The 22681-nt window shown below is 64.7% G+C and carries 21 protein-coding genes; 17 read left to right on the top strand and 4 right to left on the bottom strand.

All coding sequences use genetic code 11. The features are described from left to right. Positions 1-524: 524 nt before the first annotated feature. Entirely contained in the window at positions 525-1073 is a 549-nt protein-coding gene (locus AB4Y36_RS33240; protein ID WP_069269221.1) for a carboxymuconolactone decarboxylase family protein, read from the bottom strand. A gap of 468 nt (positions 1074-1541) precedes the next feature. Here AB4Y36_RS33240 and AB4Y36_RS33235 point away from each other — a divergent pair, with 468 nt between their 5' ends. Further along, complete coding sequence (locus AB4Y36_RS33235) at positions 1542-1925, top strand: BON domain-containing protein (RefSeq protein WP_368615719.1); 384 nt, start codon at positions 1542-1544, stop codon at positions 1923-1925. A gap of 104 nt (positions 1926-2029) precedes the next feature. On the opposite strand, the gene AB4Y36_RS33230 is transcribed toward AB4Y36_RS33235, so the two are convergent. Beyond that, a complete protein-coding gene (locus tag AB4Y36_RS33230) occupies positions 2030-2926 on the bottom strand; it encodes a LysR family transcriptional regulator (RefSeq protein WP_069269311.1) in 897 nt (298 codons plus the stop codon). Between the two features lie 98 nt (positions 2927-3024). On the opposite strand from AB4Y36_RS33230, the gene AB4Y36_RS33225 reads away from it, so the two are divergent. The 9 genes from AB4Y36_RS33225 to denD all read left to right on the top strand — a co-directional run bounded on the left by AB4Y36_RS33225 (position 3025) and on the right by denD (position 11665). Next, on the top strand, positions 3025-4329 hold the full coding sequence (locus tag AB4Y36_RS33225) for a CitMHS family transporter (protein WP_368685260.1): 1305 nt from the start codon (positions 3025-3027) through the stop codon (positions 4327-4329). An 18-nt stretch (positions 4330-4347) separates the two neighbouring features. Further along, the gene (locus AB4Y36_RS33220) at positions 4348-5721 is read left to right on the top strand and encodes an acyclic terpene utilization AtuA family protein (RefSeq protein ID WP_368685259.1); all 1374 of its coding nucleotides are present in this window, start codon (positions 4348-4350) and stop codon (positions 5719-5721) included. Further along, positions 5708-6022 (top strand): hypothetical protein, encoded by a 315-nt coding sequence (locus AB4Y36_RS33215; protein WP_368685258.1) that lies wholly within the window; start codon positions 5708-5710, stop codon positions 6020-6022. The genes AB4Y36_RS33220 and AB4Y36_RS33215 overlap by 14 nt, the downstream gene beginning before the upstream one ends. 127 nt (positions 6023-6149) lie before the next feature. After that, positions 6150-6854: a FadR/GntR family transcriptional regulator gene (locus AB4Y36_RS33210; protein WP_368605279.1), complete on the top strand. Its 705-nt coding sequence runs from the start codon at positions 6150-6152 to the stop codon at positions 6852-6854. 69 nt (positions 6855-6923) lie between these two features. Further along, positions 6924-7814: an L-threonate dehydrogenase gene (gene ltnD / locus AB4Y36_RS33205; RefSeq protein ID WP_368605280.1), complete on the top strand. Its 891-nt coding sequence runs from the start codon at positions 6924-6926 to the stop codon at positions 7812-7814. Between the two features lie 28 nt (positions 7815-7842). Then, on the top strand, positions 7843-9156 hold the full coding sequence (gene otnK / locus AB4Y36_RS33200; RefSeq protein WP_368685257.1) for a 3-oxo-tetronate kinase: 1314 nt from the start codon (positions 7843-7845) through the stop codon (positions 9154-9156). Continuing rightward, positions 9153-9809, top strand: a complete 657-nt coding sequence (locus tag AB4Y36_RS33195; protein ID WP_069269318.1) for an aldolase — start codon at positions 9153-9155, stop codon at positions 9807-9809. Before otnK ends, AB4Y36_RS33195 begins: the two co-directional genes overlap by 4 nt. 27 nt (positions 9810-9836) lie before the next feature. Beyond that, positions 9837-10625, top strand: a complete 789-nt coding sequence (gene otnI, locus AB4Y36_RS33190; protein ID WP_368685256.1) for a 2-oxo-tetronate isomerase — start codon at positions 9837-9839, stop codon at positions 10623-10625. Between the two features lie 50 nt (positions 10626-10675). Further along, on the top strand, positions 10676-11665 hold the full coding sequence (gene denD, locus AB4Y36_RS33185; protein ID WP_368685255.1) for a D-erythronate dehydrogenase: 990 nt from the start codon (positions 10676-10678) through the stop codon (positions 11663-11665). A gap of 80 nt (positions 11666-11745) precedes the next feature. Here the strand turns inward: denD and AB4Y36_RS33180 are convergent, their stop codons facing one another. Further along, positions 11746-13422, bottom strand: a complete 1677-nt coding sequence (locus tag AB4Y36_RS33180; RefSeq protein WP_368685254.1) for an alpha-keto acid decarboxylase family protein — start codon at positions 13420-13422, stop codon at positions 11746-11748. Positions 13423-13779: 357 nt separating this feature from the next. Here AB4Y36_RS33180 and AB4Y36_RS33175 point away from each other — a divergent pair, with 357 nt between their 5' ends. The 6 genes from AB4Y36_RS33175 (at position 13780) to AB4Y36_RS33150 (ending at position 20950) form a co-directional block, all read left to right on the top strand. Continuing rightward, positions 13780-14457, top strand: a complete 678-nt coding sequence (locus AB4Y36_RS33175) for a heavy metal response regulator transcription factor (RefSeq protein WP_368605285.1) — start codon at positions 13780-13782, stop codon at positions 14455-14457. After that, a complete protein-coding gene (locus AB4Y36_RS33170) occupies positions 14454-15860 on the top strand; it encodes a heavy metal sensor histidine kinase (RefSeq protein WP_368685253.1) in 1407 nt (468 codons plus the stop codon). The genes AB4Y36_RS33175 and AB4Y36_RS33170 overlap by 4 nt, the downstream gene beginning before the upstream one ends. Before the next feature lie 161 nt (positions 15861-16021). Next, positions 16022-16309, top strand: coding sequence for a hypothetical protein (locus AB4Y36_RS33165; protein WP_069269323.1), 288 nt, complete (start codon positions 16022-16024; stop codon positions 16307-16309). A 1-nt stretch (position 16310) separates the two neighbouring features. After that, positions 16311-17363 carry a multidrug transporter subunit MdtN gene (gene mdtN, locus AB4Y36_RS33160; protein WP_342947523.1) on the top strand — a complete coding sequence of 351 codons (1053 nt, stop codon included), beginning with the start codon at positions 16311-16313 and terminating at the stop codon, positions 17361-17363. Beyond that, positions 17344-19380, top strand: a complete 2037-nt coding sequence (locus tag AB4Y36_RS33155; protein ID WP_368685252.1) for an FUSC family protein — start codon at positions 17344-17346, stop codon at positions 19378-19380. The genes mdtN and AB4Y36_RS33155 overlap by 20 nt, the downstream gene beginning before the upstream one ends. Then, positions 19367-20950, top strand: coding sequence for a TolC family protein (locus AB4Y36_RS33150; protein ID WP_368685251.1), 1584 nt, complete (start codon positions 19367-19369; stop codon positions 20948-20950). The genes AB4Y36_RS33155 and AB4Y36_RS33150 overlap by 14 nt, the downstream gene beginning before the upstream one ends. Positions 20951-20980: 30 nt before the next feature. Here the strand turns inward: AB4Y36_RS33150 and AB4Y36_RS33145 are convergent, their stop codons facing one another. After that, positions 20981-21334: a DUF4148 domain-containing protein gene (locus tag AB4Y36_RS33145; protein WP_069269327.1), complete on the bottom strand. Its 354-nt coding sequence runs from the start codon at positions 21332-21334 to the stop codon at positions 20981-20983. A gap of 344 nt (positions 21335-21678) precedes the next feature. On the opposite strand from AB4Y36_RS33145, the gene AB4Y36_RS33140 reads away from it, so the two are divergent. Further along, positions 21679-22458 carry an alpha/beta hydrolase gene (locus tag AB4Y36_RS33140; RefSeq protein WP_133179753.1) on the top strand — a complete coding sequence of 260 codons (780 nt, stop codon included), beginning with the start codon at positions 21679-21681 and terminating at the stop codon, positions 22456-22458. Positions 22459-22681: the final 223 nt, after the last annotated feature.

Here is a 22681-nt window from a genome sequence, read left to right as displayed (position 1 = left end):
CTTTTCCTCTTCCCGAGAACGTAAGCGAATCATATTGATCGCGCGACTGCAATTCAATTACCTCACGGGTAATCGAGGCGCTTCGATGAGGCGGGCGCGCGATACGGTTTTTTTCAGTCAGCCACGATTGCACGCAACGAGGAGTGTGTAGGGAAACGAAGCTGCCGTGGGTGCGCTCACGTCCTTCATGACTGGCCTCTGCCCTTCAACGATCGCCGCTGCAGGATCGCGAAAGAGACCGCGACTCGAACTGCGCGCGTTTTGATGCCGAACTCCCTGGAAAACCATATATGATTAAGAGTGCGAATAAAACGTTTTGTGACATGGGTGTAAGCATAGGGTGCGCGCCTGCGATTCGCACGCAGTCTTCAACCAACGTGCCAGGAGCCTGCGCAACTGGTTGGGCGGTCGATACCCTGGTTTAGAGGAACCGGATCGAAGACCCTTTCCCGACGGGGAAAGGGCTCGAACGAGGCATTCTGCGGCGGCGGGTTTGGGTGGTGCTCCCGCCGCTCAAACTCGCTTCACGCCTTCCACGCGTAGGGCTGGAACATTTCTTCGAGGGGCGGCTGGGTGACGCTCGCGGTGTAGTTCGTGATCGTCGAGGCGGCGACCACGAGGATGACGTCGAGCACGAGTGCCTGATCGAAGCCAGCTTCGGTGAACGCAGCGATGTCGTGATCGTCGACGTGGCCGCGCTTTTCGATCAGCGTGCGTGCCAGACGCGAGAGCGCCGCGAGTTTCGGGTCCTGCGGAAGGCGGCGTTCGCGGATCGCCTGCACGTCGGCCTCGCTCAGGCCTTCCTTGAGACTGAGGCACGAGTGGAATGCGACCGGCCAGGTGGCGCCATTGGTCACCGCATTGGTGAGCAGCAGCGTCTGGACGTGTGCTTCGGAAAAGTTGCCGCCATGCGCCTGCTGAAACAGGCCGACGAGGCCATTGATCAGCTTCGGCGAGCCGGCAATTGCGCCAGCGATATTTGGCACCATGCCGAAGGCCTGGGCAAGCCCGTTCAGCGCGGGCTTCGATTGTTCAGGTGCGGATTCGAGCGTATAGATGGGGAAGTGAGCCACGGTATTTCCTTGAAAGTGGAAGGTATCGCTGATATCGATCAGGCGACAAGCACAGATTAGTGAGAGAAACGAGCCTCGCCAATTACATCGCTGGTAATCAGCGAAGCGAATCAGTCACGGGACGCGTGCCTCGCACCTCTCGCCAACCGCGGAGCAATCCACCCCTCATGGTCTTTCCGTATGTATGAGAACAAACGGTCCGTTGCGATCGATGTGCAATCGCGCTCGACCGGACAGCGGAAATGATCGATTCGCGACGATTTCGAGCAATTACGTCGCATGTAATCTTCCCTGCGGTACGCCTACTGGCGAACGGCCCCTCGTGTGTGCGACGAGAGGCTATATTGAGCAGTGACGACATTCACGTATGAGCACGCCGGGTGTCCGTCCTGGCGTTGCGCACGCTGTTGGGCTCGCGCGAGAACATTCATCGCGAGGTGCCGTTCGTAAGTCGACACTGGGGGGAGCATGGGAAGTCGCCTTGGAGGACAAGTCGTTTGTGTCACGCTGGCATTTGCCATCGCGGGCGGCGTGCCCCGTGCCAGCGCACAAACAAGCGTAAGTCCAGCTGTCGACACGTCCGCACAAACGGCGGCGGTTGCGACGTCCGCGCCGCGACGGAGGTCCGATGCCATGCTGGCTGGCGACGTCCGTCGGGCCCTCGTGCGCAATCCTGGGGTGAACTCGATGAATATTCACGTACAGGTGCGCGGTGGCATCGTTACGCTGACTGGGTGGGTACCACAGCGCTCGCAGATCGAGCGGGCCAGTATCGCGGCAAGATCAGTTCGCGGCGTCAGAGCGGTTTCGAATCGTTTAACGGTACGAACGGGGCGCGGCGGCGGTCGTTGAGCCGCACCGATTGGGACGGCACACCCATACCAGACAAGCGCGAACGACTGCTCGCCATTTTCGGAACGACAGTGCAGAGGGCCGACCGCTACGTGTAGGCCGCGTTACCCCGCCGCCTTGCCCCCAAGATCGACCGTATCGACAAAATCCTCCGTCACACGAGGCAGCGTCCGTCCACGTTTCTTGACAAGCGCAATCGGGCGCACGAATGCCGGATCATCGATCGGCCGCATAACGAGACCTCGCTCCGCGTGCACTTCGCGCGCGGACTCCGGAAGGACCGAGATCCCGAGGCCGCCGCGCACCATCGCAACGGCGGTCATCATGTACATCGGCTCGCACGCGATATCGGGCGTGCAACGGGCGTTCGCCAGCGCGGCGTCTACGACAGCGCGCACACTCGTTCCCGGCGCGGTCAGCACGAGCGGCATCGAAGCGAAGTCGTCGACCGTCACCTTGCGCTTGCGGGCTAGCGGGTGGGTCTTCGGGCACACGATCACCAGCCGGTCTTCGCCCGTCTGCAGGACATCGAGCGTCGCATCGACGCTGTGCCCGCCCGTCAGACCGATATCCACCTCTTCATTGCGCACGAGCGCGTTGACAGCGCTCGCGACGACATCGCGAACCTGAAACCGCGCCTGGGGCACGCGCTGGCGAAACGCCCGGATCAACTCGGGCAGCGCGCTGGCGGCGAAGGTCGGCAGGCACGCGAGTCGCACCGTGCCGCTCGACCCGTCGCCGAGCGCGCGCGCATCTCTAAGAGCCTGCTCCATATCGCTTAGCGATCGCGTCAGGATAGGCAGCAATTCGCGGCCCGTCTGGGTCAGCGCAACGCTGCGGCTGTTGCGATCGAACAAACGCGCACCCACCGTTTCCTCGAGGCGTCGAATCTGCACGGTCAGCGCGGGCTGCGACAAATGCAGCCGCGCCGCCGCGCGCGTGAAGTTGCCCGCGTGCGCCACGGTCACGAAAGCACGAATGTCGCGTAGATTGAGATCCATAACGAACTGTGATTGCTACGATCAATTCATTTCAATTGCGTTATTGAAGCGCCGAACTTACGCTGGTCCGCACTAAAAGACAAGACTGGAGACACAACATGCTGCCTTTGCTGGGGCTCGTGACGATCGTGGTGCTGCTGGCCGCGATTCTTTCAAAACGTATGTCGCCGCTCGTCGCGCTCATCATCGTGCCGATCGTCGCGTCCCTGATCGGCGGATTCGGCTTTCAGACGAGCAAGTTCGTCATCGACGGATTGAAAGGCCTCGCGCCCGTCGTCGGCATGTTCGTGTTCGCGATTCTCTATTTCGGCACGATCACGGATGCGGGCACGCTCGATCCGATCATCGACCGCATCCTGCGCACGGTCGGCACCAAGCCGACGCGCATCGTGGTGGGCACGACGCTGCTCGCGCTGCTCATTCACCTCGACGGCTCGGGCGCGGTCTGCTTTCTCGTCACCATCCCGGCCATGCTGCCGCTATACGAGCGCCTGAACATGGACAAGCGCGTGCTCGCGGCGGCCGTTTCGATGGCGGCCGGCATCAACTTCCTGCCGTGGACAGGGCCGATGATCCGCGCATCGGCGTCGCTGCATCTGCCGATTTCGGCGCTTTTCAATCCGTTGATTCCGGTCCAGGCGATCGGCCTCGTGTTCGTGTTCAGCATGGCCTGGTGGCTCGGCCGGCGCGAGGAAAAGCGCCTCGGCTATTCTTCCGCCAGCGGCACAGTTCCGCTACCCAAACGCGAGCTCACACCCGAGGAACAGGCGCTGCGCCGCCCGAAGCACTTCTGGTTCAACATCGTGCTGACGATCGTCGTGCTCGGCACGATGGTCGTGATGGGCGAGAAAATTCCGCCCGCGATCATGTTCATGGTGGGCTTGTGCGTCGCGCTGATGGTGAATTACCCGAACGTCGACATGCAGCGCAAGCGCATCGACGCCCACGCGCGCGCCGCGCTGATGATGGCGGGTATTCTGCTCGCAGCGGGCGTGTTCACCGGCATCATGCAGGGCAGCGGCATGCTCAAGGCGATGGCGCAGGCCGCGGTCGGTTTCGTGCCGCCTGCGTTTGCGGGGCACATTCCGGTCGTGCTCGGCGTGCTGTCGATGCCGCTCTCGATGCTCTTCGACCCCGATTCGTTTTATTTCGGCGTGCTGCCGGTGATCGCCGAAGTGGCGTCGCAGCTCGGCGTGCCGGCGGTGCACATCGGGCAGGCCGCGCTGCTCGGCCAGATGACCACCGGTTTTCCCGTGAGCCCGCTCACGCCCGCGACGTTTCTCGTCGTCGGCCTGTGTGGAATCGATCTCGCGGATCATCAGAAGTTCACGTTTCCGCTGCTGTTCGGCGCGTCGATCGTCATGACGATCGCGTGCGTCGTGCTGGGCGTGTTTCCGCTGTAAAGAGGAGTGGCAGAAGTCATGAACCGGACCGAATCACCAAGGCGCGTACGGATAGGCGCGGGTGCAGGCTACTCGGGCGACCGCATCGAACCCGCTGTCGAACTCGCCGAGCATGGCGCGCTGGACTACCTCGTATTCGAATGCCTCGCGGAACGCACGGTCGCGATCGCCCAACAAACGCGCCGTCACGATGCCGCTCTCGGCTACGATCCGCTGCTCGAAGCCCGCATGCGCGCCGTACTGCCGGTCGCCGTGCGCAACCGCGTACGGATCATTTCGAACATGGGCGCGGCCAATGCACGCGCGGCGGCGATCAAGACGGCGCGGATTGCGCAGGAACTTGGACTCAGCGGACTGAAGATTGCCGCAGTTACCGGTGACGATGTGCTCGATGTCGTCCTGCGTTCCCAACTGCGCTTCGAAGAGTCCGGCGACGATGTCGGCGCCTACACGGACCGCATCGTTTCGGCAAATGCGTATCTCGGCGCAGCGCCGATTGTGGAGGCGCTCGCGGCGGGCGCGGATATCGTGCTCACGGGTCGCGTCGCGGACCCGTCGTTGTTCGCCGCGCCGCTCATTCACGAGTTCGGCTGGCGCATGGACGACTGGAATACGCTCGGGCAGGCGACCGTCGTCGGTCATTTGCTCGAATGCGCGGGACAGGTGACAGGCGGGTATTTCGCCGATCCCGGTTACAAGGACGTAGCGGATCTCGCGCGGCTAGGCTTTCCGATCGGCGAAGTCGGCGCCGATGGCAGCGTCGTCGTGACGAAGGTGTCGCATGCGGGCGGCCGCGTGACCGAGGCGACATGCAAGGAACAATTGCTCTACGAGATTCACGATCCGCAACGCTACTTTCAGCCCGATGTCGTCGCTGACTTCAGCGGGGTGCGTGTCGTGGAAGAGGCGCAAGACCGCGTGCGCGTGACGGGCGGACGCGGCAGTACACGCACGGGGACACTGAAGGTATCGGTCGCGTATGTCGACGGCTATATCGGAGAGGGGCAGATTTCCTACGGCGGACCGGGCGCGGTTGAACGTGCGCGACTAGCGCTCGACATCGTCCGGGAGCGCCTCGCGACCACGGGCGTCGACACGAGCGAACTGCGTTTTGACCTGATCGGCGTGAATGCGCTCTATGGCGACGCCCTCGCGGCACGTCACGACGCGCCGTACGAAGTGCGCGTTCGCGTGGCAGGGCGCGCGGCGAACGCAAAGGAAGCGGCGCGCATCGGCAACGAGGTCGAAACGCTCTACACCAACGGACCCGCGGGCGGCGGGGGCGTCACGAAATCGACTCGGGAGGTGCTCGCCGTGCAGTCTGTCTTGCTGCCACGCGAACAGGTAAATCCGGTATTCCAGGTTGTCGAGGCAAGCGATGAAACTGCGTGAACTGGCCCATGGCCGCACTGGCGACAAAGGCAATACGCTGAATATTTCGGTGATTTGCCACGACGCGAAGCACTACGCCCATCTGCGCAACGTCTTGACGCCGGAGCGCGTCAAGGCGCATCTCGCCGATGTCGTCAAAGGCGAGGTCGTGCGCTACGAACTGCCGCTTCTCGGTGCGTTCAATTTCGTCCTCGGCAACGCGCTGGGTGGGGGCGTGACGCGTTCGCTGGCGCTGGATGCGCACGGCAAGTCGATGAGCATGGCGCTCCTCGATCTCGAAATTGACGACCTTCCTGAATGAGCGCATGGCGGCGCGCTTTCCGAAATGCGCCGTGTGACACCCGGGGTTAGCTTTAAGGGTTCTCCCCAGTGCAGACCCATGTCCTAAAATTTGTATGATGACCCTATGACATGGCAAATCTGCTGATATGTTCGAGAAGATTCCCAACCGGGCGCTGAGCGACACGGTCGCGCAACAGCTGCTCGCACAGATCGACAAGGGCACGTTCGCGCGCGGCGGCAAGCTGCCGACGGAAGCCGTGCTCGCCCTGGAGTTCGGCGTCAGCCGCACGGTGATCCGCGAGGCCATTTCGCGTCTGAAGAACGAAGGCGTGGTCGAGCCGCGTCAGGGCAGCGGCGTGTACGTGGCCGCGCATGGCGCGATCCGGCCGCTGCGCATTGACTACGCCGAAGCGATGGAAGGCGGATCGGTGCTGCAGATCCTCGCGGTGCGCCGCGCGATCGAAGCCGAAGTCGCGGCGGAAGCCGCCATGCGCCGCACCGACGCCGACATGATGGCGATCGACGCCGCACTCAAGAAGATCGATGAGGCCGTCGCCGAGGGCCGCGACGGCGTTGCCGAAGACGTCGCGTTTCACCGCGCGATCGCCAGCGTGACGGGCAATCCGTACTTTCTGAAGACGCTGACGTTTCTCAATCAATACCTCGAAGCGGGCACGGTCATCACGCGCCGCAACGAGGCGCTGCGCGAGGACTTCTCGCGGCAGGTGCGCGACGAACACGCCGCGATCGCCGCCGCGATCCGCGCAGGCGACCCGATGGCCGCGCGCAATGCCGCGCAAACCCACATGTACAACGCGGCGCGCCGTCTGGCCGAAGCCGGTATCGGCTGAGTTCGCAGATGCATTCGCTCGCGCAATCCGCGGCGCACTGTCTGCGGCCCTGTTCGTAGAGGAAAAGGTATGTCGAGAAATGTCGGAGTGATCGGTCTGGGCGCGATGGGCATGGGTGTCGCGCGTTCGCTGCTGCGCGGCGGTTTCAACGTCCATGCATGCGACGTGCGCCGCGAAGTGCTCGACCAGTTCGTGGCCGCCGGCGGCACGGCCTGCGCGAGTCCCGCCGAGCTTGGCGCGCGGTGCGACGTGGTCGTCACGCTCGTCGTCAATGCCGCGCAAACGGAAACGGTGCTGTTCGGCGAGAAAGGTGCGGTGCATTCGATGAAGCCGGGCGGCGTCGTGATTGCGTGCGCGACGGTTGCGCCCGACTTCGCGATCGACCTCGGCCGCCGTGTGGAAGCGGCCGGCCTGCAACTGCTCGATGCACCCGTATCGGGCGGCGCGGCGCGCGCGGCATCGGGCGAAATGACGATGATGACGTCCGGGCCCGCCGCCGCGTATGCCGCGTGCGAGGACGTGCTCGCCGCGATGGCGGGCAAGGTGTACCGGCTGGGCGAGCAGCATGGCGCGGGCTCGAAGGTGAAGATCATCAACCAGTTGCTCGCGGGCGTGCACATCGCCGCCGCCGCCGAGGCGATGGCGCTCGGTCTTCGCGAAGGCGTCGATCCCGATGCGCTCTACGACGTGATTACGCACAGCGCCGGCAACTCGTGGATGTTCGAAAACCGCGTGCCGCACATTCTCAACGGCGACTACACGCCGCTGTCGGCCGTCGACATCTTCGTCAAGGATCTCGGCCTCGTGCTCGATACCGCGCGACGCTCGAAGTTTCCGCTGCCGTTGTCGGCGGCTGCGCATCAGATGTTCATGATGGCCTCGACGGCAGGTCACGGCGGCGAAGACGATTCGGCCGTGATCAAGATTTTCCCGGGCATCGATGTGCCCGCGAAGCGCTGAGCGGGAAGGGTGCAACGACATGACGAACATGAACGCCTCTGCGGGCAAGCCACTGCTCGGCTGCATCGCCGACGATTTCACGGGCGCGACCGATCTCGCGAACATGCTGGTGCGCGGCGGGATGCGCACCGTGCAGACGATCGGCGTGCCCGGCGCCGACACGCGCATCGAAGCCGACGCGCTCGTGGTCGCGCTGAAGTCGCGCACGATCGCTGCTGCCGACGCCGTGGCGCAGTCGCTTGCCGCACTCGAATGGCTGCGCGCGCAAGGTTGCCGCCAGTTCTTCTTCAAGTACTGCTCGACCTTCGATTCGACCGATCAAGGCAACATCGGGCCCGTGGCCGACGCGCTGCTCGACGCGCTGTCGACCATCGAAGGCGACGTGCCGTTCACCATCGCCTGTCCCGCGTTTCCGGAAAACGGCCGCACGATTTATCGCGGGCATCTGTTCGTTGGTGACGTGCTGCTGAACGAGTCGGGCATGGAGCATCATCCGCTCACGCCGATGACGGACGCGAACCTCGTGCGCGTGCTGCAACGTCAGACGCGCTCGAAAGTCGGTCTCGTGAGATACGACGCCGTGGCGCGAGGCGCGCAAGCCGTGCGCGCCTCGATCGGCGCGCTGCGGGCCGACGGCGTGCGCATGGCAATCGCCGATGCCGTCTCGGATGCCGATCTCTACACGCTCGGCGAGGCGTGCGCGGACCTGCCGCTGATCACGGGCGGCTCGGGCGTCGCACTCGGGTTGCCCGCGAATTTCCGCCGCGCCGGTTTGCTCGCCGATGCCGCCGATGCAGGCGAATTGCCGTGTATCGACGGCGCGTCGGCGGTGCTGGCGGGCAGTGCATCGAAGGCGACGAATGCCCAGGTGGCCGCATGGCGCGAAACGCGTCCCGCGTTCCGCATCGACCCGCTTGCGGCGGCGCGCGGCGAGCCCGTCGTCGAGCAAGCGTTGGCCTTCGCGCGCGAGCACATGCGCGCGGCACAGCAACCCGTGCTGATCTACGCGACGGCATCGCCCGACGAGGTGAAGGCGACACAGCGCGAACTCGGTGTGGCGCAAGCCGGCGAACTGGTCGAGCGCACGCTCGCGTCGATTGCGCGCGGGCTGCGCGATGTCGGCGTACGCAAGTTCGTTGTCGCGGGCGGCGAGACCTCGGGCGCGGTGGTGCAGGCGCTGGGCGTCGACATGCTGCGCATCGGCAAGCAGATCGATCCAGGCGTGCCCGCCACCGCCACGATCGCGGCCGAACCGCTTGCGCTTGCGCTCAAGTCCGGCAACTTCGGCGCAGTCGACTTCTTCGCGAAGGCGCTGCATATGCTCGACGGAGGTGCGAAATGACGGCGGCCATTCACACGAGCAGCGAAGCGAAAGTCCGCGAAGAAATCTGCGTGACGGGCGCGAGCCTCTACGAGCGCGGCTACACCGTCGGCAGCGCGGGCAACATCAGCGCGCGGCTCGACGACGGCTGGCTCATCACGCCGACGGATGCCTGCCTGGGTCGGCTCGATCCCGCGGAGATCGCGAAGGTCGACCTCGACGGCAATGCGGTTTCGGGCGGCAAGCCGTCGAAAACGCTGGCGCTGCATCGCGGCGTCTACGAGCGCAACCGTGAAGCGCGCGGCATCGTGCACACGCATTCGACACACCTTGTCGCGCTGACGCTCGCAGGCGTCTGGAGCGACGCCGACGTGTTGCCGCCCATCACGCCGTACTACGTCATGAAGGTCGGGCACGTTCCGCTGATCCGCTACCGGCGTCCTGGCGATCCGCAAGTCGCGCAACAGATCGCCTCGCTCGCCGATGGCGTGCGCGGCGTGCTGCTCGAGCGGCTCGGGCCGGTCGTGTGGGAGCGTTCCGTTTCGCAGGCTTCGTACGTAATCGAAGAACTGGAAGAGACGGCGCGTTTGTGGCTGATGACGAACCCGCGCCCCGCGCCGCTCGACGACACCGCGCTCGAGGAGTTGCGCACGGTGTTCGGCGCGCGCTGGTAACGCTTCCGTATTCAAGGAGTCGCTTCGATGCCACGCTTCGCCGCCAATCTTTCGATGATGTACAACGAACACGCGTTTCTCGACCGCTTCGCTGCTGCCGCGCGCGACGGTTTCGAGGCTGTGGAGTTTCTGTTCCCTTATGAGTTTCCGGCCGCCGACATCAAGCAGCGTCTTGACGACAACGGCCTCACTCAAGCGCTGTTCAATGCGCCGCCGGGTGACTGGGCGGCGGGCGAGCGCGGGACCGCGTCGCTGCCGGGCCGCGAGGACGAGTTTCGCCGCAGTATCGAGACCGCACTCGAATACGCGCGTGTACTCGGCAACGACAAGCTGCACGTGATGGCCGGGTTGATCAAACCGGAGCAATCGCGCGCCGCGCATCGCGAGGTGTATCTGAAGAACCTTGCCTATGCGGCGCAGGCCGCCCAGGCGGACGGCATTACCGTCGTCATCGAGCCGATCAACACACGCGATATTCCCGGCTTCTTTCTGAACCGGCAAGACGACGCGCAGGCGATCTGCGCGGAAGTCGGTGCGCCGAACCTGAAAGTGCAGTTCGATCTCTACCACTGCCAGATTGTCGAAGGCGATCTCGCCGTCAAGCTCAAGCGTGACGTCAAGGGCATCGGGCATATCCAGATTGCGGGCGTGCCCGAGCGGCACGAGCCGGATCTTGGCGAAGTGAACTACCCGTATCTGTTCTCGCTGATCGACGCACTTGGCTACGACGGCTGGATCGGTTGCGAATATCGGCCGCGCGCCGGCACATCGGAAGGGCTTGGATGGATCAGGCCGTACCTGAAGGCGCGCAGCTGAGCGCACAGACCTGAGCGCATTCGACGGACACACTGAGGAACCACAGCGACATGAAAGTACTGATCACGGGCGGTGCGGGATTTCTGGGCCAGCGTCTCGCGCGCGAGCTGCTCGCACGCGGCGAACTGAAGGGCGCGGACGGGCAGCGCGAGCCGATCACCGAACTGGTGCTGCTCGACGTCGTCGCGGCGCCGGGACCGGCTGACGAGCGCGTGCGTGTGGAAGTCGGCGACATTGCCGAGCGCAGCGTGCTTGAACGCGTCATCGACGAGAAGACGGCGGCGATTTTTCATCTCGCGGCGATCGTCAGCGGCCAGGCGGAAGCGGACTTCGATCTCGGCATGCGGATCAATCTCGACGCCTCGAGGCTGCTGCTCGACGTGTGCCGCGAGCGCGGGCATCGGCCGCGCGTCGTGTTCACGAGTTCGGTTGCCGTCTATGGCGGCGATCTGCCCGAGGTCGTCCACGACGACACCGCCTTGAATCCGCAGTCGTCGTACGGCGCGCAAAAGGCCGTCGCCGAGTTGCTGCTCAATGACTTCTCGCGGCGCGGTTTCGTCGATGGCCGCGTGCTGCGGCTGCCGACTATCAGCGTGCGGCCAGGCAAGCCGAACGCGGCGGCGTCCTCGTTTGCCAGCGGCATCATTCGCGAGCCGCTCAACGGTGAGCCGACGGTGTGCCCGGTGAGCGGTTCGACGCGGCTGTGGCTGCTCTCGCCGCGCAAGGCCATCGAATGCCTCGTTGCCGGATGCGAAGTCGACGGCGCCGCGCTCGGCAACCGGCGCACGGTGAATCTGCCGGGCGTCTCGGTGACGGTCGACGAGATGATCGTCGCGCTGCGCGACGTGGCGGGCGATGCCGTCGCGGCACGGATCGAATGGAAGGCGGATGAGCGTGTGGAGAAGATCGTCGGCAGCTGGCCCGCGCAGTGGGACATTGCACGCGCGACCCAGCTTGGCCTGCATGGCGACGCGTCGTTCAAGGATATCGTGCGCGCGTTCGTCGACGATGAACTCGGCGGGAAGCTTGCGCAGCATTGATTGCGTGCCCGGCTTCTTGCGCGAGAAACAACACGCGCCGCCATCGCAGACCTGAGTCTTTGCGAGGCGGCGTTCTCGTTTTACCGCAGCTGGAGACCTTCGCGGTGCTGCGGGCCGCGCGGACCGTAGTCGAGTTCGGCGCCCAGATTGCTGCTGCGCGTGATCGGCGCGGGTGCATCGCAGGCGTCCATGATCGATTCGACGAAAACCAGTTTGTCGTTCGGCGCGGCGAGGGCGTTTCGCAGATCCCCGCAAGTCCTGGCCACGAACGACTGCACGGCGGCGCCCGGATGGAGCACTTTCGGCAGCTCCGCGTAGGCCCAGTTCGCGATGTCGTTGTAGGGCTCGGTCTTGCCGAGGTAGCCGCGTTCGATGGTGTAGCCGCCATTGTTGATCAGCAGGATTGCCGGCTTGTGGTCGTGGTGCAGAATGGTCGACAACTCCTGCGCCGTGACCTGGAACGAACCATCGCCGATGAGCAACACGTGGCGGCGTTCGGGCGCCGCAGTCAGCGCGCCGAGCAGGGCGCCGACCGAGTAGCCAATCGATCCCCAGTTGATCGATCCGATGAATGTGCAGCCCGGCGGCAACTTCAGGCCGAGCAGGGAAAACGACGTACCGTTGTCGACATACAGGACGTCTCCGGGCCGCAGATAATCCTGGACAGCCTGCCAGTAGGCGGCTTGCGTCAGCTTCGTGGCAGCCTCGACGTGCATGCGGGCGGCCGGCGCGTCGACCGGGCCTTGCACGCGCGTCGCAACCTGCGGGATGGCATCGATTACGCCCCGTAGCACCTCCTTGAGCGTCACCGCCTGATAGTTGTCTTCGCCGATGTCAACGGCGTGCGCACGCGCGTGGATCGTGCGGGCCGGAAGCGTTGCCGAGAAATCGCCCGTCGTCACTTCGATCGGCCGGTAGCCCACGGCGAGCAGGCAGTCGCTGCTCTCGATCGTCTCTTGTACCCCAGGCTCGCTGCCGTTGCCGGCGTAGATGCCGACATACTGCGGGTGCGATTCGTCGATCACGCCCTTGGCGGCGTTGATCACCGCGACCGGGGCCTGCAGCTTTTCCGCGAGCGCCACGAGTTCGGGGGCGACGCCGAACCGGTCGGCGTCCGTATCCACGAGGATCGCCGGTGCCGTTGCTGCGGAAAACTGTTGGGCGAGCGCGGCGATGCAAGTTTGCAACCGTTCCGGATCGCTCGGAACGTGGGCAAGAACGAGCGGCGCGGCCGGCACCTCGATCTCGAGGTAGGCGATGTCGGAAGGCAGCTCCATATAGACCGGGAGCTTTTCCCGCCAGGCGGTGAGGATCAGCCGGTCGATCTCGACGACGGCGTTGCGCGGCGTGATCCTCGCCTGGGCGACCGTCACCGGCGCATAGGCGCGCAGGAAGTGGTCGAAGTTGCCGTCGGCCATGGTGTGATGCATGCCGAGGCCGCGATCGATGGAGCGCAGCGGGATCGAACCGCTGATGCAGATGACGGGGACGTGCTCGGCGTAGGCGCCGGCCACGCCGTTCAGTGCGCTCAACGCGCCGACCCCGTTCGTGACGAGCAGCGCGCCCAGGCCGTTGAGCCGCGCATAACCGTCCGCGGCATAAGAGGAGGTCAACTCGCCCGTGGTGCCGACCCATTCCAGCGCACCGGTATCGTGGAGTTGCTGCAACAGCGCGAGATTGTAGTCGCCAGGGACGCCAAACAAATGACGAATGCCGGCTTCCTCGACGCGGCGCAACAGGAAGTCGCCAATCGTCATGCGTTGGGTGAGTTTTGCCGTGTTCTGCTTGGCTTCCATGGAGGACTCCTTAGTGGGTCATTGGAGGAATGTGCAGTACCGGTGATCCATCGCACTCCGCGGAAACGGCGCTGCGCAAGTCGGTCTGCGGTACAACGGATTCGCAGTCTAGGCGTGCGGCAAAAACAGCAGCGTGACTGAGTCATTACAAAAAAATATCAGGGAGAGAACACGCTGCACTTCGTCATTTCTCTGTAATGATTGAGTAACGGCCCTGTTGGAACGCACTGCCTAGACTGCTATCACGCCCGGCTGGTATAGGGGCGCAAACGAGCACAGAATCAGTGACACGCGCATGAGAGTGCAGGGATCGACGCCATGAAAATCCTCGTCATCGAAGACGAAGCCAAGACCAGCGAGTACATCCAGAACGGCTTGACGGAAGCCGGCTACGTGGTGGACGTGGCCACGAACGGCATCGACGGGCTGCACCTCGCACAGGAGATGGCTTACGACCTGATCCTGCTCGACGTGATGATGCCGGAGATGGACGGCTGGACCGTCATGAAGAAGCTCGGTGCCCGCATCAAGACGCCAGTGTTGTTCCTGAGCGCACGGGGCACGCTGGAAGACCGGCTCAAGGGCCTCGATCTCGGCGCCGACGACTATCTCGTCAAGCCTTTCTCGTTTGCCGAGTTGCTGGCGCGCATCCGCATCATACTGCGGCGCGGCCAGCCACAAAAGCAGGAGGAGCAGGTCTTCGAAGTCGGGGATCTGCGGGTCGATGTGCCGAAGCGGCGAGTCGACCGGGGCGGCGCGCGCCTCACGCTCACCAACAAGGAATTCAACCTGCTGGCGTTCTTTCTGGAGCATCAAGGTCAGGTACTGTCGCGCGCCCTGATCGCTTCGCGCGTCTGGGACATGAACTTCGACAGCGACAGCAACGTGGTCGATGTGGCGGTGCGCCGGCTGCGGCAGAAGATCGACGACCCGTTCCCGATTCGTCTGATTCATACGATTCACGGCGTGGGATACCGTTTCGAGTACGAAGCATGAAGCGGCTTTCGCTCACCACGCGCCTTGCGGTGTTATACGCGCTCATCGTTTTTACCGCGATGGCGTTGCTCGGCACCTTGCTGTATCGCGGGTTGGAGCGGCAATTGATCGTGCGCGACGACGCGGCGCTGGTGACGCGTGTGGACCAGCTTCGCACGCTGATGAACGATGTCGACGTGCGCGAGCTGATACGTGACAAGCCCCATCTTTTCGCGAACATGCTCGGCAATACGGAATCGCTGCTGATCGTGGGTTTTCCGGGTGAAGCGCCGCTCATTACGGTGAATCCCGGTCACAGGGCGGTGCCGGACATGAAGCCGGTGCCGGTCGACATGCCGCTCACACTCGGCGCCGTGCAGCATACGGTTGCGGCCGATGGGACGCCGTTCATCTACGTCGCCGCTGCGGCGCACGACGTAGCCGGGAAACAGGACCTGCAGATCATCTCCGGCCGCTTGCTGACCGAGCGTACGCAATTGCTGCGGGCATATCGCAACCAGATACTGCTATTTGCCTCCGCTGGCGCAACTATCGTCGCGTTGCTCGCGTTCGTCCTCGCGCGCCGCAACATGCAGCCGTTGCGTGTTCTCGCGGCGCAAACCGGGGCGATCGGCGTCAGCACGCTTTCGACGCGCATCGAGCAGCGCGCCACGCCGCCCGAACTCGACGCACTGATCGCCGCATTCAACGGCATGCTCGACCGGCTCGAGCGCGGGTTCACCCAGTTGAAACAGGTATCGGCCGACATGGCGCACGACCTGCGTACGCCCATTGGCAATCTGCTCGGGCAGACCGAAGTCGGCTTGAGCCAGACGCGCGACATCGCGTATTACCAACGGCTACTCGGTTCGAATTACGAGGAGCTGCAACGCCTGTCGAAGATGATCGACAACATGCTGTTCCTCGCGCGCACCGAGCAGGCCGATAACGCCATCGAGCGCAAGGACGTGCCGCTCGCGGTGGAATTCGAGCGCATGCAGGAGTACTTCGAAGGTCTCGCGGAGGACCGCAACGTGAGCCTCGAATGGCGCGGCGAAGGCCACGTATGCGCGGATCCGGATCTGCTGCGCCGTGCGCTGGGCAATCTGCTTGCGAATGCCTTGCGGTATGCGGAGCCGGGTACGGCCATCTCGACCGTGGCGCAGCAAGGCCCGGAAACCACGACGCTCCATGTCGAAAACCGCGGACCGACGATCGAGCCGCATCATCTCGAACGGATCTTCGACCGCTTCTATCGGGCCGATCCGTCACGGCACCGCTCGTCGGAGTCCAGCGGGCTAGGGCTTTCGATCGTGCGCAGCATCATGTTGCTGCACGGCGGCACGTGGCAAGCATCCAGCAGCAACGGCGTGACGCGCTTTACGCTCGTGTTCCCGCGGCAGCGCGAGCGGCGCAGCCAGTAGGCGCCCCAGGGGCGGCGGTGCGACAAACCGCGCTATGATGGGCTGCCGTGAATTGGGGAATGCGGGACGCAACCCATCGATGCGCGCGTGGGTTGCCGGTACGAGTGGAATTCAGCATCTATTCCAGTCATGAAGCCCAGTCATGAAGCGTAGAAGAAACGATGAAACAACGTACATGGCCCAGACTCGCTCTCGTTTGTTCATTCGTGGCTTTCATGCCGCTTGCGGGTTGCGTGGCCCGCGGTGCGCCGTCCTGGTCGCTCTTCGGTGCGTACTTTCCGTACTGGCTCGTGAGCGCCATGATCGGCATCGTGGGTGCGCTCGTCGCGCATCGCGTGTTCATCTCGACTGGCTGGATTCGCGTGGTGCCGTACCAGCTTTCCGTCTGTACCGCGATCGGCATCGTCGCCGGGGTGCTCGTCTGGCTGTGGGGAACGGGGCAGCTCTGACATGAAAATGGCCGGCCAGAATCCTCGACATGCATGGAAGGGCCGCGCGATCGCCGTCGTGATCGTGCTGCTCGGCGCCGCGGCGCTTTGGTACGCGTACGACCGCTCGTCGCGCTATCCGTCCACCGACGACGCGTCCATCGACGCTGACGTCGTCCACGTCGCGTCCCCGGTGGGCGGCCGCATCATACGTGTTCCCGTGGAGGAGAACCAGCATGTCGCCAAAGGCGACGTGCTGTTCGAAATCGATCCGGTGCCGTACCGGCTCGCGGTCGCGCAGGCGCAGGCCGAAGTCGAGCTGGCGCGCGCCTCGCTCGCCACGCGCCGCCGCACGCTGATCGGCGAAACGTCGAACGCGACGATCGCGGCCGACCAGACTCGTCGTGCGACGCACAACTACGACCTCGCGACGCGCAGCGTCGAGCGCCTGCGGCCGCTCGAGGCGCAAGGCTATGTGTCCGCGCAGCAACTCGACCAGGCGGTCGTGGCGCAGCGCGACGCGAGCGTCTCGCTCGCGCAGGCGAAGGTGCAGCAGCGTTCCTCTGCGCAGACGATAGGCGACGACACCGACGCGATCGCGGCGCTGCATGCGCGCGAAGCCGCGCTGGCGATCGCGCAGCGCGGCCTCGACGATACGGTCGTACGCGCGCCGTTCGACGGCTACGTGACGGGACTGACGATCCTCGCGGGCGAGACCGTCGCGCCGAACCAGTCCATCTTCACGCTGGTTCACTCGGGCGAATGGTTTGCCGTGGCGAACTTCCGCGAGACTGCGCTCGGCGCCATCGAGGTGGGCGACTGCGCCACCGTGTACTCGATGATCGACCGCAGACAGCCAATGAGCGGCAAGGTGATCGGCATCGGCGCGGGCATCATGGACACGGACCGCGTGAACTTGCCGCGCAGCCTGCCTTACGTGCAGCAGTCGGTGAACTGGGTGCGCGTGGCGCAACGCTTCCCGGTTCGCGTGCGCATCGACGCGCCGGTCAACAGACTGGTGCGCATCGGCGCCAGTGCGATCGTCGAGGTCCGGCATGGCCAGTCTTGCCGGTGACATCAGGCGGCCCGGTCCGCGGGAAATCGCCAGGCTGCTCGCGCCGTTTCCCGGCCGCGCCGCGATCGTTACACGCATTGCGCTGATCTGCGCGCTCACGGCGCTCGTGACGGTCGGCTACGGCACGCCCGGTGCCGCAACTGCCGTCTATATCGTGTTCTTCCTGAACCGGCCCGACCGCATGACGAGCGTGGTCATGTCGTTCGCCTTGATGCTGCTCGTGACCGTGATCATCGGGATCGTAATGATCTTCGCGATCTTCACGATCGACCAGCCGCCGCTGCGCGTGGCGAGCATGGCGCTCCTGTCGTTCGGACTGCTATTCGCCACGTCGGCAAGCAAGCTTCGTCCGATCGGCGCGATCCTGGCGATGATCGTCGGCTTCGGGCTCGACGAACTCGGCCTCGCGCCGCTTGGCGAAGCGGCGACGCGTGGCCTGATGTACGCATGGCTGATGGTTGCGATTCCGATCGGCGTGGCGATCGTCGTGAACCTCGTGATCGCACCGTCGCCGCGCCGGCTGGCTACCGCGCAGCTTGCGCGGCGCCTGAGGCTCGCTGCGCACCGCCTCACGGGCACGGCGAGCGACGAGGAGCGCGCCGCGTTCGAAGCGTGCATGCGCGAGGGCGATCACCAGATCCTCACGTGGCTGAAGCTCTCGACGCTCGAAGGCACGTTGACGCCGGCCGACGGCGCGGCGCTGCGCCAGGCGGCGGCGTCCACCACGGCGATCCTGGTCGCGACGGATTTTGCGGCGAGCGAGTCCGGCGCGCGCCTGCCCGACGCGTGTGCGGCACAGCTTGCCGCAACGATGACGCAGATGGCCGCGATGCTGGAGGCGGGCGGCTATCCCGTGGATGTCAAGCTCGATATGCCGCACCTGCCCGAGGGAGCCGCGCTACCGGCGCTCGTGCTTGCCGACCTGCGCGCTGCGCTGGAGGGCTTCGCGGTGCCGCCTGCGGAAGGCGCCGCCGCGCCTGTTCCGGCTTCCGAAAAAACCGCCGAGCCTCCTGCACGCAGCGGCTTTTTCGACGCCGATGCCTTCTCGAACCCCGATCACGTCCGTTACGCGCTGAAGACTACCGCGGCGGCGATGTTCTGCTACGTGCTGTACCAGCAACTCGACTGGCAGGGCATTCATACGTGCTTCATCACCTGCTATATGGTGTCGCTCAGCACCACGGCCGAAACCGTCGAGAAGCTGACCTTGCGCATTGCGGGCTGTCTCGTCGGCGCGTTGCTCGGCACGGCGGCGATCGTGTTCGTCACGCCGCGTTTGACCTCGGTGGGCGAACTGATGGCGCTGGTGTTCGCGGGCGCCTGGCTGGCCGCGTGGGTGGCGATGGGTTCCGCCCGGATCGCCTACGCGGGCATGCAGATCGCGTTCGCCTTCTTCCTGTGCGTGATCCAGGGCGCGGCGCCCGCGTTCGACCTGACGCTCGCGCGCGACCGCGTGATCGGCATCCTGATCGGCAACGTCGTGATCTATCTGGTCTTCACGCGCGTCTGGCCGGTGAGCATCGCCAGCCGGATCGACGCGACGTTCAAGGCGCTCGTGGCGCAATGGAGCCGCATCGCGCGTGCGGCGGACGCCCGCACGCGCAGCGCGCTCGCAGCAGGCGCGCTCGCCCAGTACGGCGGACTGCGCCAGGATATCGGGCTGATCCATTACGAGCCTTCGTGGGTGCGTCCCGAGCCGGAGTGGGTGGCGAGCCGGCGGCGTGCGCTTGCGGAAATCGAGGCGCTGGAGGCGCCGCTGGTCCTGGCGGCAGGGCGCGCGGGCGCGTCGCGGCTGGGTGAGATCGCCGAGCGCCTCGCTGCCGGCGACGACACGCACGGGCAAGCTGCACAGCATGCCGCCGACATGCAGACGCAAGGTGCCGAGGCCGTTGAGGACCGCACGGCCGACCCCGCGCTCGATGCGCTCCAAAGCGTCATCGCCAGGCGGTTCGGACAGATCGCCGAGATCACGCGCCCAGCTTCGGCTACGGAGACGACGACCGATGCGCGCCCCTGAACCGACGCCCCGGCTCATGGTACTGGCCGCCACGCTGGCTGCCGCATTGGCTATCTCGGGACTCGAGGGCTGTGCGACGTCGTCGATCGATCTCGCGCCTGCTGCACCGGACCGCCCCTGGCAGCCGCAGACGGACGCCGGCGGCAACATCGTGCCCGGGGCGCCGCGCAGCGCCAGCGAGGCGACGCAGGCGGGCTACACGTTGCCGCGCAGCGCCGCGCTCGCTTCGATCGAACCCGCGGCGGCGCTCGATGCGAACCACGCGTACACGCTGCCCGAGCTGATCGATCTAGCGGAGTCGACGAACCCGCTCACGCGCATCGCCTGGAACGACGCGCGCAATGCGGCGCTCGCGGCGGGCATCGCGAAGACCACCTACTTGCCGCAGCTCACCGCGACCGCCATGGGCGGATACGAGGCGGCGAGCGGCGCCGCATCGACGCCGCTGCTCGGCACCACATCGACCAACTCGAATATTCACGGCACGGTTTCGGTACTCTCGCTGCAATGGCTACTATTCGACTTCGGCGGCCGTCGTGCGCGCGTCGATGCGGCCAAACAGCTTTCCGTGGCGGCGAACGTCGCCTTCACGTCCGTTCACCAGCACGTGATCCACGACGTGAGCATCGCGTACTACGCGTACGCAGCCGCGAGCGCGCGGGAGCATACCGCGCAGCAGGCGCTCGACAACGCGGACGGCATTCTCAGCGCCGCGCGCGCACGGCGAAAGCAGGGCGTGGGCACAGTCGTCGAGGTTGCACAGGCCACGCAGAACCGCGCCCAGGCCAATCTCCTGAAGGTGCAGGCGGACGGCGCGTTGAGCGACAGCTATCTGAGCCTCGTCTCGGCGCTCGGCATCTCGCCGTTGTCGAAACCGCTGATCGCCCCATTGCCGGCGCGTATGCTCACGCCGGCGCTGCACCAGAGCGTCGATGAAATCGTGACCGATGCGATTGCGCGGCGGCCGGACGTGCAGGGCGCCTATGCGCTGGAACAGGCCAACCAGGCGAAGATCCGCGCGGCCGAATCCGCCTTCATGCCGAGGATATTTCTCTCCGCCGCGGCCGCGTACGGCACCGGCACGACGTCGATCACGGCGATTCCCCCGGTCGGCGATCAGGCGGCGACGGTGAACCTGAACGGCAGCCGCCGCAGCGGCAGCATATTCCTCGGCGTGACGATTCCGCTATACGACGGCGGCTTGCGCTCCGCCGTGCTGATGCAGGCGCGCAACGATGCAGACACTGCGTCCGCGCAGTTGACCCATACGAGGCAAGAAGCCGTCCGGCAGATCGTTGCCGCGCAGAACGGGCTTTCGACGAGCCTCGCGTCGAACGACGCCGCGAAGGCACTGGTCGAGGCCGCGCAGACGACCTACGATGCGGCGTTCACCGCGTACCGGCACGGCGTCGGCACCATCACCGACGCGCTCCTCACGCAGAATCAGCTGCTCGCCGCGCAGAACGCGTATGCCGACAGCTACAGCGCCGTGCTTTCTGCCGCGGCGACACTCGCGCTGGCAACGGGCGAGATCGGCTCGCCGTCCATGGTAGGCGAGCCGTCTCAGTAGGTAGAGCCACTAAATACGCTGCGCCGGGGTTCAGCTGCCGAAATACGTCATGCAAAAGCTGGCCGGGCCCACACAGGTGGTCGGTGCGGGCGTATGCGTACGAGAACCCGCGGCCGAACTGCCCGCCATCGATACGCCACCCATGTCGCGTTGCACCGAAGCTTGCGCGTATTGTGCCGCTGCGACCTTGGCCTCGGCTGCCTGAATGTCAGCCGGATAGTCGATGTCGTCGCCGCGGCCCGGGCTGTATCCGGCCTGCTCGACACGTACGAGATCCGCACGCACTTCAGCGCGGGTCAGCGGTTGAGTGGACTGCGCGAAGCTATATGCCGGGACGGCGACCGCAGAAGCCGCGACGAGAATGCTGAGAAGAAGCCTGGACATGATCAATACTCCTATATATCCGCAGAGCGGATGAGTCGGGAAGGAAAGCCGCAGCATCGACTGTGCATAGACGCGAAGACAGGCTTAGGACCGAGCGACTTGAAACATGGCTAAGCGGGGCAAGGCGTTACTGCGTGGTTGCAGTGTAGGTAGGCGCTTCGGTCGCCAAGGTTACCCGGTGATTACAAGAAAATAACGAATCATCCGTCCCTTTGATTGGATGGCCCGGGGCGGGCACGTCATTATTTCGTAATGACCGGGTAACCCTCTCGTTCGAGGCAGCTTTTTAGACTGGCCGTGTTGTCAATCGATTCGTTCACACCGCGTCATTCCAAGGAGCTGCCATGTCTTTCCCTTCCTTCCGTTCTGCCGTTGCTCATGCTGCAGCGGCGCTTTGCCTGGTTGCCGGTGCCGCGACGACAGCGCAGGCCGCGCCCATCAAGAACGTCGTCCTCGTGCATGGCGCGTTTGTGGGTGGCGCCGGATGGCGTCCGGTGTACGACATTCTCACGAAGGACGGCTACAACGTGACGCTCGTGCAAGAGCCGCTGACGTCATTCAAGGACGACGTGACGGCGACGAAGCGCGTCATCGATAGCCTGGATGGACCGTGCGTGCTCGTCGGCCATAGCTACGGCGGCGCGATCATCACGGAGGCGGGCAACGACGAACATGTGAAGTCGCTCGTCTACATTGCCGCGCATGCGCTCGATGTCGGCGAGACTGAAGTCTCGAATGGCAAGCGTTATCCGAATGCGACGCCCCATGAGGACATCGTGAAGACAGCCGACGACTATCTGTACCTGAATCCCGCCGACTATCCGCGCGATTTCGCAGCCGATCTTCCGATTGCGCAGGCTGAATTCGAGGCGCATGAGCAAATGCCGACCGCGGCAGGTGTATTCGCGTCGGAAATCCCGGATCCGGCATGGAAGATCAAGCCTACGTTCTATCTGGTTGCGAAGGCGGACAAGATCATCAACCCGGACCTCGAACGCATGTACGCGAAGCGCGCTCATGCGCAGACGGTGGAAATCGATGGCGCCAGCCATTCGGTTTATGAGTCGCATCCGAAGGAAGTGGCCGCGTTGATCGAACAGGCGGCTCAACAACAGGGGCAGTGAGTCGGCGTGCGCGCGCCGGACGGCCCGTTAAGGCGGGAGGCGACCATTCCATCTAATGAGCCAGAATCAGACATTACAAAAAAGCTGTGACATCAAATGTCAAAGCCATTTTCAGATGTCGGGGTCCCGGCTAAATACAGATGTCGGGGCTGAGGTTGGTTCTGCGGTTGTTTTGCAGTCCTTTATATCTATCTGGAGGGGGTTTTTAGCACCGAGCCTCCCG

It is taken from the genome of Paraburkholderia sp. BR10936 (assembly GCF_040965735.1).
Lineage (GTDB): Bacteria > Pseudomonadota > Gammaproteobacteria > Burkholderiales > Burkholderiaceae > Paraburkholderia > Paraburkholderia nodosa_A.
This window is presented reverse-complemented; position numbering and strand designations above follow the sequence as displayed.